This is a genomic window from Actinomadura latina NBRC 106108, assembly GCF_001552195.1.
GTDB classification, from domain to species: domain Bacteria; phylum Actinomycetota; class Actinomycetes; order Streptosporangiales; family Streptosporangiaceae; genus Spirillospora; species Spirillospora latina.
The window spans coordinates 36,962-53,151 of sequence record NZ_BCQS01000019.1; the positions used below are offsets into that span (position 1 = coordinate 36,962).

The window sequence follows — 16,190 nt, forward strand, 5'->3', positions numbered from 1 at the left end:
TGGGACCTCCCGGGGTGGGCGTGCCCCGAAGTTAGGCGTATTCTTCACGGCAGTCAATGATTTGCCCAACATCAGCGTGACGGCGGTCCGGGGAACCCCGGCGCCGTCGTTACGCTGGCGGGATGACGGGAGCCCCAGGGGTGAGTGCACACAGCGCGGCCGGGCCGGCGCCGTCCGACGAGCCGTCCCCGAGGCTGCGGCCGCAGTCGCTGATGCTGACCTACCTCGGCAACTACGTGCTGGGACGCGGCATCGCGGTGTTCTCCGGAAGCTTCATCGACACCTTCGCGCGGCTCGGCGTGGGCGAGCACGCCGTCCGGTCGACGCTGACCCGCATGGTCGGCCGCGGCCTGCTGGCGCGCCACCGCGAGGGGCGCCGCATGCACTTCGGGCTGACCCCGCGCTCGGAGGGCATCCTGCACGACGGCGAGGACCGCGTCTGGCGGCGCGGCGTGCTCAACACCGACTGGGACGGCAGCTGGACCGTCCTCGCGTTCTCCATGCCGGAGTCGTGGCAGCGCGTCCGGCAGGACCTGCGCGCCCGGCTGACCTGGGCCGGGTTCGGGTCGCTCGGCAACGGCACGTGGATCGCGCCGTCGCGGGTGGACGTCCGCCCGATCGTCGCGGGCCTCAACCTGAACGGGCACCTGAAGGTGTTCGCGGGCCCGGCCGAGGAGCCGACGGACGTCCCGCACATGCTCCGCGAGGCGTTCGACCTCGACGGGCTCGCGAACGGCTACCGGGCGTTCCTGGACCGCTGGGACCGCCCCGGCCCGCTCCCCCACGCCCCCGACGACCTCGCCCGCTACCTGTGGATGACCACCGAATGGCTGCAGCTCGTCCGCGCCGACCCGCGGCTGCCCGTCGAGCACCTGCCCGCCGGGTGGCCGGCCGTCCGCGGCCAGCAGGTCCTGCTGGAGCTGCGCGACCGCTACGAGGCGACCGCGCGGCGCCTCGCCGACGACGCGATCGAGTACGTCCGGGTGGGCTGATCGCCCCGGCGGAGCTGCATGAGCTCCCCTTTTGGCGGGTACGCCCGGTGCCCGGGCACCAACGGAAGGTGATCAGCATGTCTCTCGGAGCCGGCGACCCGGCGGGCCCCTCCGCCGCCGACACGCTGGAGGTGCGCAGCGAGGTCCGCGGCCCCTGCCTGCTCGTGGAGGCGGACGGGGATCTCACCATCCTCACGGCCGACCGGCTGCGCGAACACGTCCTCGCCGACATGCGCGAGATGGCGGGGCCTCCGCGGATCGTCCTGGACGTCGGCGGGGTCGGCTTCTGCGACTCGTCCGGCCTCAACGCGCTCATCATCATCTGGAAGGCCGCGCACCGGGGCGGCGGCGACTTCATGCTGGCCGGCCTGGACCGGCGTTTCCGCACGATCATCGAGCGCAGCGGCCTGGACCGCCACCTCGTCGCCCACCCGACCGCCGAACAGGCCCTCGCCGCCCTGACCGCACCCTAGCCCGCTCCGCGTCGTCGCCCGCTCCGGACCGCGGCGGGCCGGGCTAACGCGGCGCCGGGAGGGTGATGGTGAGGGTGGTGCCCTGGCCGGGTGGGCTTTTGATGGTCACGTGGCCGCGGAGGGCTTGGACGCGGTCGGTCAGGCCGGCCAGGCCGCCGCGGGGGGAGGGGGCGGCGCCGCCCGCGCCGTCGTCGCGGACCTCCGCCACGATCTCGGTGGGGCCGGGGCGGACGGCCAGGTCGACGGAGCCGGCCCGGGCGTGCTTGACGGCGTTCGTCAGGGCCTCGCAGAGGGCGAAGTAGAGCGTCGACTCGATCTCCGGCGCTAAGCGGCCGGGGGGCAGGTCGAGGCGGACGGGCACCGGGGCGCGGGACGCGACCAGTTCGATGGCCGGGCCCAGGCCGGCGTCGGCGAGGATCGCCGGGTGGACGCCGCGGGCCAGGTCGTCCAGTTCGGCGACGGCCTCGGCGAGTTCACGGCGGCAGACCCGGGCCTGCTCGCGGGCGGCCGGGTCCGCCGCGGCGTCCTCCAGCCGGCCGAGGGTCTCCTCCAGGGCGCGGAGGCGGGCGCGGGCGCTGCGCTTCAGGTCGTCGGCGAGCCGCTCGCGCTCGGCGGCCTGGACGCGGACGAGGAGTTCCTGCGCGTCGCGGGCCCGCTGGAGGGCGGCCTGCGCGGCGACCTCCAGGCGGACGGTCTCCAGCGCCCGGCCGCCCGCGGTCAGCGCCGCCTCGACGAGCGGCTCGTGGTCGCGGAGCGCGGCGGCGACGTCGACGGTGGCGAGGGGCAGGCCGGCGGACGTGCGGACCTCGTGCCGCCAGCGCCCCGGCGCGTCCCCCATCGGACGGCCGTCCACGCCGACGTAGCCGCCGTCGGCCCACAGCCACAGGTCGAGGGCGCCGTCGCCGAGGACGCTGCGCAGGGCGTCGCGGACCTTCTCCACCGAGACGGGAGCGGTGAGGCGGTGCATCCGCTCCACCACGGTCAGCTCGGACAGGCGGGCGCGCAGCGCGGTGAAGAGGAAGACGATCGGCAGCGTCGTGGCGCAGAAGCCCTGGATGAAGTAGACCCGCAGGACATCGTCGAGGGTCACCGAAGTGCCGAGGAGCGTGCCCTGGACAGCGAGGGCGAGGCTGACGCCGACCGTCACGGCCGCCGCGACGGGGACGGTGAACGCCCGGTCCAGCCGCCCGGTGCGGGGCACCCGCGCCAGCAGCAGCACCACGAGGGCGCCCGCGAGGGCGACCATGGCGACCGTCACGGCCCGCTGGGCGCAGCGGAAGACCTCCTCGTCGGGGTGGACGGACGGCCAGGGGACCGAGGCCGCGAAGCCGTTCCAGTGGGGACGCGAGACCGCGCACAGCAGCGCCTGCCCGCCGACCATGATGACGACGGCGGCGGCCGTCCACAGCCGGGTGGCGGCGCCCTCCAGGCGGCCGCCCGGATACGTGACGACACCGGCGCCGATCGCGACGAAGAACACCGACTGGGCGAACACCGAGACCACCGGCGCCATTCCGGTGTTCCAGGCCCCCGACCACGTCACCGCCCAGGCCGCGGCGGCGAAGACGAACGCCGCGCCCGTGCGCCGCCCGAGCCGGCCGGCGGCGAGCAGGCCGCCCGCGGCGGCGAATCCGCCGCAGCACGCCAGGGTGACCGCCGCGGCGGCGGGGTGCCCGCGCCAGTACGGCCAGCCGCACGCCAGCGCGGCCGCCGCGACCGCCGTGCCCGCGCCCAGGGCGCGGCGGACCCGCGCGCCCAGCCACAGCGGCCAGCGGGGGACGGCCCTCACCGCCTTCCTTCCCGTGTCGTCCCGGGAAACCACTGTCCGGGAGTGGGGTTTTCCCGGATGTGCGGAGCATGCGGTACCGGGAGCATGGGAGTGTGCCGGACGAGGTGCCCTGGCACGGGGCCCCGGCACAGGCTCGCGGCGCGTGCCGGTGGCGTGCGGGGGCCACCACCGGAGCCACCGACCGACCCGACTCCTGCGGTCAGTTTTCCGCACCCCGGGTGGAAAGCGGAGGGCCCGTTACCCGATTGATGCGCGGCCTGGTCGATATCCGCGGCGTCAGCGGGTCTCGGCGGCCCGCAGCCAGGTGAGGACCGCCAGCACCCGCTTGTTGCTGTCCTGCGGACCGGGCGGCGCGCCCGCCGAGGCGATCTTCAGCTTGGTGAAGATGGCGCGGACGTGGTCCTCGACCGTCCGGGCGGACAGGTGCAGCCGCTTGCCGATGCCCGCGTTCGAGTGGCCCTCGGCCATCAGCCCCAGGACCTCCCGCTCGCGCCCGGACAGCCGGGACAGCTCCTGCTCGCGGTGCCGGGCCTCGACGAGCCGGCTCACCACGTCCGGGTCGATGACGACCTCGCCGCGCATCACCCGCTCCAGCGCGGAGCGCAGGTTGTCCACGTCGGTGACGTGGTCCTTCAGCAGGTAGCCGACGCCGCGCGGCTGGTCGCGGAACAGCTCCATCGCCTGCGGCGTCTCGTTGTAGGCCGACAGGACGAGGACGCCGAGGCCGGGGTGGCGCTCCAGCAGCCGGCGGGCGGCGACGACCCCCTCGTTGGTGAACGTCGGCGGCATGTGCAGGTCGAGGATCGCCACGTCGGGCGGATCGCCCGCCACGCGGGCGAGCAGCTCCTCGCCGGAACCCGCGGACACCACGACCTCGATGCCTACCGTGGTGAGCAGGGTGACCAGTGCCTGCCGGAAGATCCCGCTGTCCTCCGCCACGGCTACTCGCATGGAAGGTCCATCCTTACCTTCGTGCCCCCACCGGGACCGCCGCCGATTTCCACCTGGCCGTGCAGCGCCCGCACCCGCCCGGACAGCCCGGCGAGGTCGGCGGCGGGGTCGCAGGGACCCGTGCCGTCAGAGGTCATCTCCGCGGCCAGCCGGCCGCCCTCGTGGCCGACCCGGACGTGCACCTTGGTCGCATGCGCGCGGTCGACAGCGTACGACAGCGTCTCGCAAAGCACCGAGTAAAGCGTGGACTCGATCTCCCGGGAGAACCGGCGCGGGGCGACGTCGAGCCTCACCCGGACGCCGACCCGCTCGGCGAGGACCTCCAGCGCCGGGCCGAGGCCGTCCTGGACGAGCAGCGCCGGCTGGACCTCGCGGGCGAGCGCGCGCAGCTCGGCGAGGGCCTCCATCAGCTCGGCGCGGCAGGTCCGGGCGTGTTCCTTCACCGCCGGGTCGTCGGTCACGGCCTCCAGCGTGCCGAGCATCGCGCCGAGCGCGAGCAGCCGCTGCTGCGCGCCGTCGTGCAGGTCGCGGGCGAGGCGCTCGCGCTCCACGGTCTCGGCGCGGACGAGCCGCCGGTAGGCGGCGCGGACCTGCTCCAGGCCCGCGTGCACGCCGGCCTGGAGCCGCGCGGTCTCCAGCGCCCGGCCGCCCGCGGCCAGCGCCGCCTCGACCAGGGACTCGTGGTCGCGGAGCGCGCCGCCCAGCTCGACGACGGCGAGCGGGTCCCCGGCGGCGCTGCGCACCCGGCACCGCCAGCGCCCCCCGGCCGTGTCGTCCGGATCGAGGTCGACGGGGTGCCCGGCGGTGTCGACGTAGGTGCGCTCGATCGGCGCCCAGAACCACAGCTCCAGCGTCGGGTCGTGCAGGACGTCGCGCAGCGCGTCGCGGACCCGTTCGACCGACACCGGCGCGGTCAGCCTGAGCATCCGGCCGGCGACGGTCAGCTCGCTGATGCGGACCCGGAGCCCGGACGCCAGCATGGTGAGCGGGACGAGCACGATGACCGCGCCCTGGACGACGTAGACGCGCAGGAGGTCGTCCAGCGGGATCGAGTCCTCCATGATCGGCTTCTGCGTCAGCGCGGCCAGGACCGCCACGAACGCGACGGCGACGGTGACCGGGAGGGTGAGCAGGCGCCGCATCCGGCCCATCCTCGGCAGCCGCAGCATCAGCACGAGGGCGAACGCGAAGGCGAGGAAGACGTAGAGGGTACCGGAGACCCGCAGGACGACCCGGAAGACCTCCAGGTCGGGGAACGGCGCGGGCCACCACACCGACTCGCCGCGGAACGCCGCCCACTCCGGCTCGGAGGTGACCCACAGCGCGGTCGGGCAGCCCAAGAGGATCACGCACGCCAGGACCGTCCAGATCCGGTCGGCCAGGTACTCCAGCCGCCCGGCCGGGTAGAGCAGGACGCCCACGGCGAGCGCGAGGTAGAAGGTGGCCTGCGCGTACGGGGACATGATCGGCCCGATGGTCGCGTCCCAGCTCGCCGCCCAGTTGACCGCCCAGCAGACCGACGCGGCGGTGAACAGCAGCCCGGTGCGGCGGGTCCGCCCGCCGGTCGAGAGCAGCACGCCCACCACGGCGATGGCGGCACAACTGACCAGCGTGATGGCGGCGGCCCCCGGATGGTGCCGCCAGTACGGCCAGCCTGCGAGCAGCGCCAGCCCGGCCACCGCCGGCCCGGCGGCGAGGGCGCGCCTCGTCTCCGCACCGAACCACGGGGGCGACCTGCGCCGCCGCGGTGCGGAAATCACCACGACCACCCTTTCCATGCTCGGACCTCGCGGGACGTCCTGCCACCGGAAACCCACGGGGCGCCGGTCCGTGCTTTCCCGGACACGGCCCGCCCCATGCCGGCCGCCCCGGAATTGTTCCCGACTCGCGACCGGCTTCACAGTGCCGTTATCCGATCGATGCGCACGCCGTTCCGCGTTTCCGTCCCGATCTTGCAGGGCCGGAGTCCCGCGCGGCCGGGACCATTCGGGACGCGCACCCCTTGACGCGGGACGGACTTCCGTCGTGATCCTGGTCAGACGTCCTTTCAACACCCGGTGAAAGGAATTCACATTCACCGGGTAAACACGGTCGGCCGTCCGGTTCGCCTGGGTTGCCGGGCAAGCCGGGGAATGCCAGGATCATTCCCGCGAACAATGGGGGTCATGTCGAGAAAGGGGCGCGGGGGAAATGAGCAACGAGACGGCCGTGCGCGCCGGGGGGCCGGGGGCGGTGCGGCCCGTGCTCGTCGACGCGTCCGGGCCGCTGTGCCCGGTGGCCGACCGGGTACGGGTCCGGCCGCGGTACCGGGCGATCCTGGCGGTGGACATCGAGGGGTCCACCGCCCGCACCGACCCGGTCAAGGCGGAGCTCCGGCGCACGCTGTACCGGCTGCTGGAGGAGGCGTTCAACCGGGCCGGAATCGGGCGGCGGTACCGGGAGGAGTACGTCGACCGGGGGGATGGGGCGCTCGTGCTGGTGCACCCTTTCGACGAGGTCCCGAAAACGCTGCTGCTGCACCCGGTGGTCCCGATCCTGTCCGCGCTGCTCGCCGAATACAATTCGGCGCAGACGATCTCCCCCGGCGGCGACCGGCGAATTCGCGTTCGCGTCGTCGTGCACGCCGGAGAGGTGCAGAGCGACGGCCACGGCAATTTCGGCGAGGCGCTCGACGTCGCCTTCCGGCTGCTGGACTCGGCGGAGGCGAAGGACGCGCTGCGGCGCACCCGCGCGCCGGTGGCGCTGGTCGTGTCCGAGGACATCTACCACTCGATCGTCCGGCACGGGTACGAGGGGATCCGGGCCGAGTCCTACGTCCCGCTCGTCCGGCTGGAGGTGACCGGCCGCAGCCACCAGGGCTGGGTGCACGACGCCGGCGCCGCCCGGGCCGCCGCCCACCGCCGGGCCGGTGTCCCCGCGTGGCGGCGGCGGCTGCGCTCGCTGGCGGTCAGCGGCGGCGGGCCACACCCGCCAGGGTGAAGGTGCGCTCCGGGTGCGCGGCCGGCGGCGCGGACGCGTCCGGCCGCCACTCCGAGGTGTAGGCCAGGCCCGGCTCCACGAGGTCGAAGCACGCGACGATGTCGCGGATCTCGGCCCGGCTCCGGCCCCAGAAGTGGCCGCTGGTCGGCTTGAACACCCGGCCGACGTCACCGCCGGACTCGGGTTCGGGCTCCTGGGTGATGTGCGTGAACACCAGGTGGCTGCCCGGCGCGAGCGCGTCGTGCAGGCGGCGGAGCGCGGCGGCGGCCTCGGCGGCGTCCTGGATGAAGTGCAGGACGCGGTCGAGGACGACCGCCACGGGCCGCGCGAAGTCGATGAGCGCGCGGACCTGCGGGTCCGCAGCGACGGTCTCCGGGCGCACCGGGTCGCACCGGACGAAGGCCGCCCGCTGCGTCCCGGCCAGGAGCGCGCGGGCGTGCGCGAGCACGACGGGGTCGCCGTCGGCGAACACGACGGTCGCATCGGGCGCGACCTCGGCGGCGACCTCGTGGACGTTCCCGCTCGCCGGCAGCTTGCTGCCGATGTCGATGAACTGCCGGACGCCCCTGCGGGCGAGGAACCGGACGGCGCGGCCGATGAAGGCGTGGTTCTCCAGCGCCGCCATCCGCGCCTCCGGGATGACGGCGAGCAGCTGCTCGGCGACCTCCCGGTCCGCCGCGTAGTTGTCCTTGCCGCCGAGCAGGTAGTCGTAGATCCGGGCCGTGTTGGGCGTCACCAGATCCACGTCGGCGGGAGTCCACCTCTCATCGGCCATTCGCAAAACTCCGCTCGTCCCCGGTCAAATGATCGTCTCATAGCGCGCGGAGCACCCGCACCGGGACCGTCCGTGAGGCCGCCCCGGCGCGTGCGTTCGGCGGTGGAGCTATTCGTGCGAGGCCGGGTGGGCGTCGTGCCGGGCGCCGGCCGTGGCGTTCTTGTGGGCGCAGGCGACGCGCTCGATCTCGGCCGCGTCCGCCTTCTCGCTGATGAGGGCCAGGATGCGCTCGTGCTCGACCACCGAGCGGCGGGCCCGGCCGGGGACGTAGCCGAACGTGGAGCGGCGCATGTGGTCCAGGCGCGCCCACTCGGCTTCGAGCAGGGCGCGCAGGTGCCCGTCCGGGCAGTGCTCGTAGATCGAGAAGTGGAACTCGCGGTTCAGCGCGGTGAACGCGGTCGGGTCGAACTCCTCCAGCGCCTCCGCCATCCGGTCGTTGATCCTGCGGGACGCGGCGATGTGCGCGGCCGTCATGGACGGCGCGGAGATCGCGGTGGCGTAGCCCTCCAGCCGGGCGAGGATCTGCAGGGTGTGCCCGACCTGCTCGGCGTCGAACACCGCGACGCGGGCGCCGACGTTGCGCACCACCTCGACGAGCCCGTCGGACTGCAGCCGGCGCAGCGCCTCGCGCAGCGGGATCGTGCTGACCCCGGTCTCCTGGGCGAGCTGGTTGATGACCAGCCGGTATCCGGGCACGTAGGTGCCGTCGAAGATGCGCGACCTCAGCAGCCCGTAGCAGAACTCCGCCTTGCTCTCCTTGGCCCGGTCGTGCTTCTTCGCGGCGCTCACCCGGTTCTCCTCATCCTCGGCCCGCACCTCCCGGTCGTGTCCGCCGGCCCGGTCACCGCGTCAGCGCGGCCAGGACGGCCGTACGGAAGTACGGCCCGCCCGGCCCCTGGTGGGGGGCGCCGGGCACGGTGACCGTTCGGCCCCGCCGAGCCCGCCGGCGAGCCGCCCGGTTCCTCTCGACAGCTCATCATTCTCGCGGACGGCGAAGACGGGTAGGACCTTCGCGTTCCCCGGACCGCCCGCCGACGGCCTCGGCAGCGTGGACCCGTCCTAGTCGGGCAGCATCGGGACGGACATGCCCGGGTCGCGGCCCAGCAGCACGGCGCGGGTGATGGCGGACGAGCCGAACCGGTCCCGGACGCCGTCGACCGCGCCGTCCACGGCCATGGCCCGGTCGAACGGGAGGGCGAGCTGGACGGCCCGGTCGTCGTGCAGGTTGCCGCTCATCGCCGTGCGCACCCCGTGGGCCTTGGCCTCGTAGCTCGCCGCCAGCACCACACCGCCGCCGACGATCACCGGCCGCCCCCGCAGCGCGGGATCGTCCCGCTGCTCGACCGACGCGTAGAACGCGTCGAGGTCGGCATGCAGGATAGAAGCACCACCGGACACGAACATATGTTCGCATAGTCGCGCCGCGGTAGCCTCCTCGGGTGGCCGACGCCCGGTATGTGACGTCCAAGGACGGCAGCGTCATCGGTGTCAGGGTCTTCGGGGCCGGGCCGCCCATGGTGCTGGTGCACGGCGCGGCGGTCGACGGGCGCTGCTGGACGCCGGTGCTGCCGAGGCTCGCCGAGCGGTTCACCGTGCACGTCATGGACCGCCGGGGGCGGGGCCTCAGCCTGCCCGAGGGCGGCCCGTACGGGATCGAGCGCGAAGGCGAGGACATCGCCGCCGTCGCGGAGGCGGCGGGACGGGACGTCTTCCTGGTCGGGCACTCCTTCGGCGCGCTGTGCGCGCTGAAGGCGTCGCCGTTCCCCGAGGCGGTCGGACGGGCCGTCCTCTACGAGCCGCCGATCTCGTCGCCGTGGCGGGAGGTCGCCTCGCCGGAGGTGCTCCACCGGCTTCGCGGCCTCGCCGACGAGCACGACCACGACGCGGTGCTCGAAGTCGTGATGCGCGAGGTGATCGGCCTTTCGGCCAGGCAGGTGGAGGCGCTGCGCGGGGCGCGGCGGTTCTGGCGGACGTCGCTGGAGAACGCCCCGCCGCTCGTCCGGGAGACCGGGAGCGTGGGGCGCATCGAGGACCTCGGGCGGCTCACCGGCGTGCCCGTGCGGCTGCTCGTCGGGGAGCGGAGCCCCGCGTACCAGCGGACGACGGCGGAGGCGCTCGCCGCGCTGATCCCCGGCGCCGGCGTCACCGTCCTGAAAGGGCAGGGGCACATGGCGATGGTCGAGGGGCCGGACCTGCTGGCCGAGACGCTGCTGAAGTTCGCGGAGTGAGGGGCCCGTGGCGGCGGGGTGGTGCCGCCACGGGCCGTCGGAGGCGGGTTACTCGTTGAAGAGGCGGCCGTAGTCGGCCATGGCGAGGGCTACGTCGGCCTGGGCCCAGAACCGGTGGTAGTTGAACACCGGGACGGTCGAGCTGGAGCCGTTGGCGTAGGCCATGACGCGCTGGTAGTCGGGGTCGTTCTTGTAGAAGGAGCGGATGGACATGAAGGTCGAGCTGGAGTCGATCGGGTCACCGTTCGGCATGGTGCCCGTCCAGCCGGACGGGATGTAGACCGGGTCCGTGAGGCGCTTGTAGTCGGACTTCGACTCCTGCACCGAGACGCCCTTGGTGTCGGTGTGCTTCCAGATGGCGTCGAGCAGGTCCTTGGCCATCTGCTTGGCGTCGGCGTCGCCGGACTTCTTCGCGTAGTACATCAGGGTCTTGGCGTACGCCGCGGCCACGCCGACGTCGTTGGTGTAGTCCTGCACGGAGACGTGCAGGCCGGAGTTGGCGGCCGGCATGCCGCTGGCGGCGGACCAGTCGGCGTCCGGCTGCCCGGTCCACTTGAGCGTCGACGGGATCTGCATGCTGCCCGTGGACGGGTCGACCGTCGTCTCCGACAGCGCCCAGCCGACCCACTTGTCGAGGATCGCCTTGGCGTCCGCGTCACCGGTGACCTGGTAGTACTCGGCGACGCGCTCCATCGACCACGCCTGGAACCCGAACCACTGGTTGCTCGGCGGGTCGTGGTAGACGGGCTGCCAGTCGTAGGCCATGCCGTAGAACTCGGTGAGGCCGGTCGGCGGGGTGCTGTAGCTGCCCTCCCAGCTGTTGGTGACGCCGCCGGCGATGCCGCCCTCGGCGGACTGCAGCCACTTGTAGAGCTGCAGCTGCCGGGTGAGGCTCGTCTTCCAGTCGGACTTGGCCGTCGAGCCCTTGGGTGCGAGCGCCGGGTCGTTCACCAGCGCGTAGGCCGCGAGGGGGTTCTGGTAGCCGAAGTGCGACGCGCCGTCGCCGATGCGCCACGCCCAGCCGGCGTTCGTGTCGTTGGCGCCGCCCCACGCGTAGTACCAGGACAGCAGGTAGTGCTCGCTGTCCTTGCCCGACCCGGCGGGGCAGGACGAGGCGGGGTGGCAGTCGCCGATCTTCTTGAAGTACTTGTCGAAGAACGAGTAGCGCAGGTAGTCGCCCATCTTGCCGGCCTTCGCCACGGTGGCCGAGACGTCGCCGGCCTTGCCCTGGCCGTCGGCCCAGACGTTCGCCCAGTACGCGGCCTGGATGGCGCGCGCGTCGGCGTCCGGGGCGTCGGTGAACTTCCACTGCTTGGCGTAGGACGAGTCCTTGATGAACAGGTCCAGGTAGCCGTTGGTGCCGCCGAACGCGAACTTGTCGCACGTCGGCTGCGGGACGGTCTCGAACACCGACTCCTGGGAGCCGCGCTGGTAGGTGTTGATGTAGGACGGGCCGTCGGCGTCCGGGCCCTCCTCGCAGCCGCCGCCCGGCGTGTTGCCGTAGCCGTAGACGTTGTCGACGTCCTGCAGCCAGTGCATGCCGTAGATGTCGTCGGTGCCGTAGGCGGACTTCAGCTCGCCCGCGATCGGGTCCTGGCCGACCGGGATGTTGCCGTCGATCTGCGACGGGTAGTCGCTCGGCAGCGGGTGCTCGGCGGCGTAGGTGGCGGGTTTGGACGGGTCGTAGAACGAGGTCGTCGGCTGGTCCGCGTGCGTCGGGATCATGTACTTCTCCATCAGCGCCCAGGAGGCGTTGAAGGGGGCCCAGTTCTGCGTGACCTTGCCGTACATGGCCTCCAGCCAGATGAGGTAGCTGTAGGCCTCGGACGTGGTCTCGTGCCCCTGGTCGGGGGCCTCGACCATGAACGTCTCGACCGAGTGGTACGGGATGCCCTCGGGGCTGAAGTACCCGTTCGCCGGGTCCTTGATCTTGTTGTACTGGTCGAGGAACCGCTGGGTGTAGGTGTCACCGCCGGTGGCCACCTCGGTCGCGGTGACCTTGGCCGCCGCGAACCCGGTCGCGGACGAGGTGAAGGTCGCCTGGCCCGTCCCGGAGTCGTCCGCGGTGATCGTCACGTTCTGGGCCGCGGACCAGTTCTGCGGCGTGAAGGCCAGCGTGCCGCCGCCGGTCACCGACAGGCCGCTGTTGCCCGCGGTGCGCGCCGTCGTCACGGTGACGTTCGAGGACGGGGCCTCCGACAGCTTCACCGCGAACGTGGCCGTGGAGCCCTGCGCGACGGTCAGCGTGGCGGGGGTCGCCACGACGCTCGCCTGCGCCGTGACCGTGATGCCGACGGGCGCGGACTCGCCCGTCCCGCCCGCGCTGTCGGTCGCCTTCGCGTAGATCGAGTAGTTGCCGGCCGCCGAGGGCGTCCAGTTCAGGCTGTAGGGGGCGCTGGTGTCGGCCGCGCCGAGCGAGCCGTCCTGGTCGAAGAACTCGACCTTGGACACCGACGCGCCGGCCGCGGCGGACGCGGTCGCCGCGAGCGGCACCGAGGCGCCCACCGAGTACGTCGCGCCGGCGGACGGGCTGGTCAGCGCGACCGTCGGGGCGGACGTGCCGCCGTTGCAGGGCGTGCCGTTCAGGGTGAACGCCGTGGGGTCGGTGTTCGTCCCGCTGTAGGTGAACTGCGCGCCGACGGTCACGGTCGCGCCGTTGGCCAGCGAGCCGTTCCAGTTCTCGTTCTGGACGGTGACGTCCTGCCCCGACTGCGACCACTTGCCCGACCAGCCGCTGGTCAGCTTCTGGTTCCCCGAATAGGAGTACTTCAGCGTCCAGCCGTTCAGCGCGTCGCCCTGGTTGGTGATGTCGACGCTCGCCGTGAAGCCGCTGCCCCAGTCGTTCTTCTTGTAGACGACCTTGCACGCGGCGGCCGCGGCGTGCGCGGGTGCCAGCACGCCGAGGCCGCCGCAGAGGAGGGTCAGCGTCGCGCCCACGGCGGTGAGCGCGCGCCATCGTTGCCGTCTTCTCACTTCGGGTTCCTTCCTGAAACGCCCGCCGTGCGGGCATGGCGGGCCCCACCGCCGGCGGACTCCGGCGGCGGCGTCCCTTCGAGGGCCGCGCGCCCGGTGACGGGACGCGCGTCAGACCGGGGCCGTCAGCCGGACTCCCGGATGATCAACTTGGTGCGCAGCACGACGCCTCGCTCGGTGTTCGGCCTGCCGCCGGTGCAGGCGCGCAGCTCGCGGGCCAGCCGGGCGCCGAGGTCCTCGGCGGGCTGCCGGACGGTGGTCAGCCGGGGCCGCACCTGCCGGGCGACCGGGGCGTCGTCGAACCCGACGACCGCGACGTCGTCGGGGACGCGGCGGCCCGCCCGGCGCAGCGCGCTGAGCGCGCCGACGGCCATCTGGTCGGACGCGGCGAGCACCGCGTCGACGTCCGGGCGGCGCTCCAGCAGCCGGCGCATCGCCCGCTCGCCGGACAGCCGGCCGAAGTCGCCCTGGCAGACCAGCCCGTTGACGCCCATCCCGGCCTCCCGGGCGGCGAGCCGGTAGCCGGCCAGCCGGTCGACGGCCGCGCCCATGTCGGCGGGCCCGGCGATGGTGCCGATGCGGCGGCGGCCGGTGGTGAGCAGGTGCCGGACGGCGGCGTGCGCGCCGCCCCGGTTGTCGACGTCGACGTACGGCAGCGCCACCTCGTCGAGGGGGCGCCCGGCCAGCACCACGGGGGCGCCGGCCGCGGCCTGCACGAGCGGGGCGACCTGGTCGCGGCGCGCGCCGACGAGCAGCACGCCCTCGGCCCGGCCGCCGCGCAGGTAGCCGGTGGTGGCGCGCCACTCGTCCGGCCGGCCGGCCATGAGGACGACGAGCGGCGCCCGGCCGTCGAGCTCGCGGCGCACGCCCCACAGCAGGCGGGCGAAGTACGGGTCGCCGAGGACGCGGCAGGCGTCCTCGCACACGACGGCCGCGATCGTGCCGGACGACTCCCGGTCGGGCGAGCCGCTGCGGCGCCGGACGTAGCCGAGCCGCTCGACGGCCGCCTCGACCTGGAGGCGGGCCGACCGGCTGACCCTGGCGGAGCCGTTGAGCACGCGGGACGCCGTCGCGGGCGAGACGCCGGCGAGCTCGGCCACGTGGGCGAGGGTCGGGGGCCGGTCGGGGAGGGTGGGGTCTTCGGGGTGGGTGAGGGTCACGCTTGGCACTCCCTTCGGGGGGTCCCGGGCCTTGGCGGGGTGGACCGGGTCGGGAGTAGTGGGAGCGCTCCCAAGAATCGGTTCGGAGGCCGATTGTGTCAAGTGTCACAGGCCAAACGGTTTTTGCCCATGGTCCGCCCATCCCCCGTCCCGCACCGCGCGCGCGAGGCGCCGTGAAATTTCGTGAAAGGAATGGAACGGGTCTTCCACACCGCGTCCGGCCCGTTCTACGTTCACCGCAGTCCAGGAGTGGGAGCGCTCCCAAGCAGAAAGAACCGACGTGAAAGCGGAGATCTCATGAGATCGCCTTCCCCGCGCACCGCCGCGGTGGCCGCGCTGACCGGCGCGGTCTGCGCGGCGGGCTCGCTGGCCGCCGGAGCCGCGGCCGTGCTCGGCGCGCCGGCGGCCCATGCCGCCGTCGCCTGCCAGGTCGGCTACACCACCAACGACTGGGGCACGGGCTTCACGGCCGCCGTCACGATCACCAACCGGGGCCCGGCCGTCACCGGCTGGACGCTGACGTACTCCTACACCGGGAACCAGCGGCTGGCGAACGGCTGGAACGGGCGGTGGTCGCAGTCCGGCCAGACCGTCACCGTCGTGAACGAGAGCTGGAACGGCTCCCTCGCGACCGGCGCCGCCGTCCAGGCCGGAGCCCAGTTCGGCTACAGCGGCACCAACGCCGACCCGACCGCCTTCGCGGTGAACGGGGTGGCCTGCAACGACGACGCGGACCCGTCCGAGACGCCGACGACTCCGACCACGCCACCGGACACTCCCCCGGCCGACGGGCCGGCGCCGAAGCTGAAGGTCTCCGGCAACACGTTCGCGGACGCCTCCGGGAACACCGTGCGGCTGCGCGGGGTGAACCGGTCCGGCGGCGAGTTCGCCTGCGTCCAGGGCAACGGCCTCTGGGACGGCCCGATGGACGCGGCCTCGGTCGCGGCCATCAGGAGCTGGAACGTCAACGCCGTCCGCGTGCCGCTCAACTCCGACTGCTGGCTGGGCCTGGGCAACGTCGATCCGGCCTATCGCGGCGCCGCGTACCAGAACGCGGTGAAGGACTACGTCGCCCTTCTCGAAAAGAACGGCATCACGCCCATTCTGGAGCTGCATTGGAGCCACGGACTGTGGACCGGCAATGACAACCATTGCGACACGGCGAACGCGGAATGCCAGAAGCCGATGCCGGACGCCGAATACTCGCCGGAGTTCTGGAAGCAGCTCGCCACCGCCTACAAGAACGACACGGCCGTCGTCTTCGACCTTTTCAACGAGCCGTACCCGAACAATCTGCAGGTCATGGACTACGACCAGTCGTGGAAGTGCTGGCGCGACGGCGGCTCGGCCTGCACCGGCCTCGGCTACGAGGCCGCCGGGATGCAGGACCTCCTCGACGCCGTCCGCTCCACCGGGGCGGAGAACGTCGTGATGGTGGCCGGCAGCAGCTACTCCAACGACCTCGGCCAGTGGCTCGCGCAGAAGCCGTCCGACCCCACCGGGAACCTCGCGGCCGCCTGGCACTCCTACAACTTCAACTACTGCAAGGACGCGTCCTGCTGGGACCAGCAGCTCGCGCCCGTCGCCGCGCAGGTGCCGCTCGTCGCCGGCGAGATCGGCGAGAACACCTGCGGCCACTCCTACGTCGACACGCTGATGGCCTGGCTGGACGCGCACAGTGCGTCCTACCTCGGCTGGACGTGGAACACGTGGGACTGCTCCTCCGGCCCCTCGCTGATCAGCTCCTACGACGGCACCCCCACCGCGTACGGCGCCGGGCTCCGCGACCATCTGCGGTCCGCCGGCTGATCCCGCCGGCACGCCCTCGACCCTTCCGGCACGTCCCCTGCCCCTCCCGCAAGAGATCCGC

General features: G+C 73.2%; 12 protein-coding genes and 1 pseudogene. 5 read left to right on the forward strand and 8 right to left on the reverse strand.

Annotated features, from left to right (window positions below; genetic code table 11):
* Positions 1 to 140: 140 nt before the first annotated feature.
* Together AL2_RS24050 and AL2_RS24055 are read left to right on the forward strand one after the other, a co-directional pair.
* The gene (locus AL2_RS24050) at positions 141 to 992 is read left to right on the forward strand and encodes a PaaX family transcriptional regulator (RefSeq protein ID WP_210748601.1); all 852 of its coding nucleotides are present in this window, start codon (positions 141 to 143) and stop codon (positions 990 to 992) included.
* 77 nt (positions 993 to 1,069) lie between these two features.
* Positions 1,070 to 1,465: an STAS domain-containing protein gene (locus AL2_RS24055; RefSeq protein WP_067637197.1), complete on the forward strand. Its 396-nt coding sequence runs from the start codon at positions 1,070 to 1,072 to the stop codon at positions 1,463 to 1,465.
* Between the two features lie 43 nt (positions 1,466 to 1,508).
* Here the strand turns inward: AL2_RS24055 and AL2_RS24060 are convergent, their stop codons facing one another.
* The 3 genes from AL2_RS24060 to AL2_RS24070 all read right to left on the reverse strand — a co-directional run bounded on the left by AL2_RS24060 (position 1,509) and on the right by AL2_RS24070 (position 5,983).
* Positions 1,509 to 3,254: a sensor histidine kinase gene (locus AL2_RS24060; RefSeq protein WP_067637199.1), complete on the reverse strand. Its 1,746-nt coding sequence runs from the start codon at positions 3,252 to 3,254 to the stop codon at positions 1,509 to 1,511.
* Positions 3,255 to 3,530: 276 nt separating this feature from the next.
* Entirely contained in the window at positions 3,531 to 4,205 is a 675-nt protein-coding gene (locus tag AL2_RS24065; RefSeq protein WP_067637201.1) for a response regulator transcription factor, read from the reverse strand.
* Positions 4,196 to 5,983: a sensor histidine kinase gene (locus AL2_RS24070; RefSeq protein WP_157438331.1), complete on the reverse strand. Its 1,788-nt coding sequence runs from the start codon at positions 5,981 to 5,983 to the stop codon at positions 4,196 to 4,198. The genes AL2_RS24065 and AL2_RS24070 overlap by 10 nt, the downstream gene beginning before the upstream one ends.
* 412 nt (positions 5,984 to 6,395) lie before the next feature.
* Between AL2_RS24070 and AL2_RS24075 the strand changes: the two genes are divergently transcribed.
* Positions 6,396 to 7,184, forward strand: coding sequence for a hypothetical protein (locus AL2_RS24075; protein WP_067637206.1), 789 nt, complete (start codon positions 6,396 to 6,398; stop codon positions 7,182 to 7,184).
* On the opposite strand, the gene AL2_RS24080 is transcribed toward AL2_RS24075, so the two are convergent.
* The 3 genes and pseudogenes from AL2_RS24080 to AL2_RS39375 all read right to left on the reverse strand — a co-directional run.
* Positions 7,153 to 7,959: an SAM-dependent methyltransferase gene (locus AL2_RS24080; protein ID WP_067637208.1), complete on the reverse strand. Its 807-nt coding sequence runs from the start codon at positions 7,957 to 7,959 to the stop codon at positions 7,153 to 7,155. The two genes, AL2_RS24075 and AL2_RS24080, sit on opposite strands and share 32 nt — an antisense overlap.
* A 108-nt stretch (positions 7,960 to 8,067) precedes the next feature.
* Positions 8,068 to 8,748, reverse strand: a complete 681-nt coding sequence (locus AL2_RS24085) for a GntR family transcriptional regulator (RefSeq protein ID WP_067637486.1) — start codon at positions 8,746 to 8,748, stop codon at positions 8,068 to 8,070.
* 444 nt (positions 8,749 to 9,192) lie between these two features.
* A pseudogene (locus tag AL2_RS39375) lies at positions 9,193 to 9,363 on the reverse strand (Y-family DNA polymerase); the annotation flags it as partial.
* Positions 9,364 to 9,398: 35 nt separating this feature from the next.
* On the opposite strand from AL2_RS39375, the gene AL2_RS24095 reads away from it, so the two are divergent.
* On the forward strand, positions 9,399 to 10,187 hold the full coding sequence (locus AL2_RS24095; RefSeq protein ID WP_067637212.1) for an alpha/beta fold hydrolase: 789 nt from the start codon (positions 9,399 to 9,401) through the stop codon (positions 10,185 to 10,187).
* A gap of 48 nt (positions 10,188 to 10,235) precedes the next feature.
* On the opposite strand, the gene AL2_RS24100 is transcribed toward AL2_RS24095, so the two are convergent.
* Together AL2_RS24100 and AL2_RS24105 are read right to left on the reverse strand one after the other, a co-directional pair.
* Positions 10,236 to 13,160, reverse strand: a complete 2,925-nt coding sequence (locus AL2_RS24100) for a glycoside hydrolase family 48 protein (protein ID WP_083946846.1) — start codon at positions 13,158 to 13,160, stop codon at positions 10,236 to 10,238.
* A 125-nt stretch (positions 13,161 to 13,285) separates the two neighbouring features.
* A complete protein-coding gene (locus AL2_RS24105) occupies positions 13,286 to 14,320 on the reverse strand; it encodes a LacI family DNA-binding transcriptional regulator (protein ID WP_067637215.1) in 1,035 nt (344 codons plus the stop codon).
* A gap of 297 nt (positions 14,321 to 14,617) precedes the next feature.
* Between AL2_RS24105 and AL2_RS24110 the strand changes: the two genes are divergently transcribed.
* Positions 14,618 to 16,129, forward strand: a complete 1,512-nt coding sequence (locus AL2_RS24110; RefSeq protein WP_083946847.1) for a cellulase family glycosylhydrolase — start codon at positions 14,618 to 14,620, stop codon at positions 16,127 to 16,129.
* Positions 16,130 to 16,190: the final 61 nt, after the last annotated feature.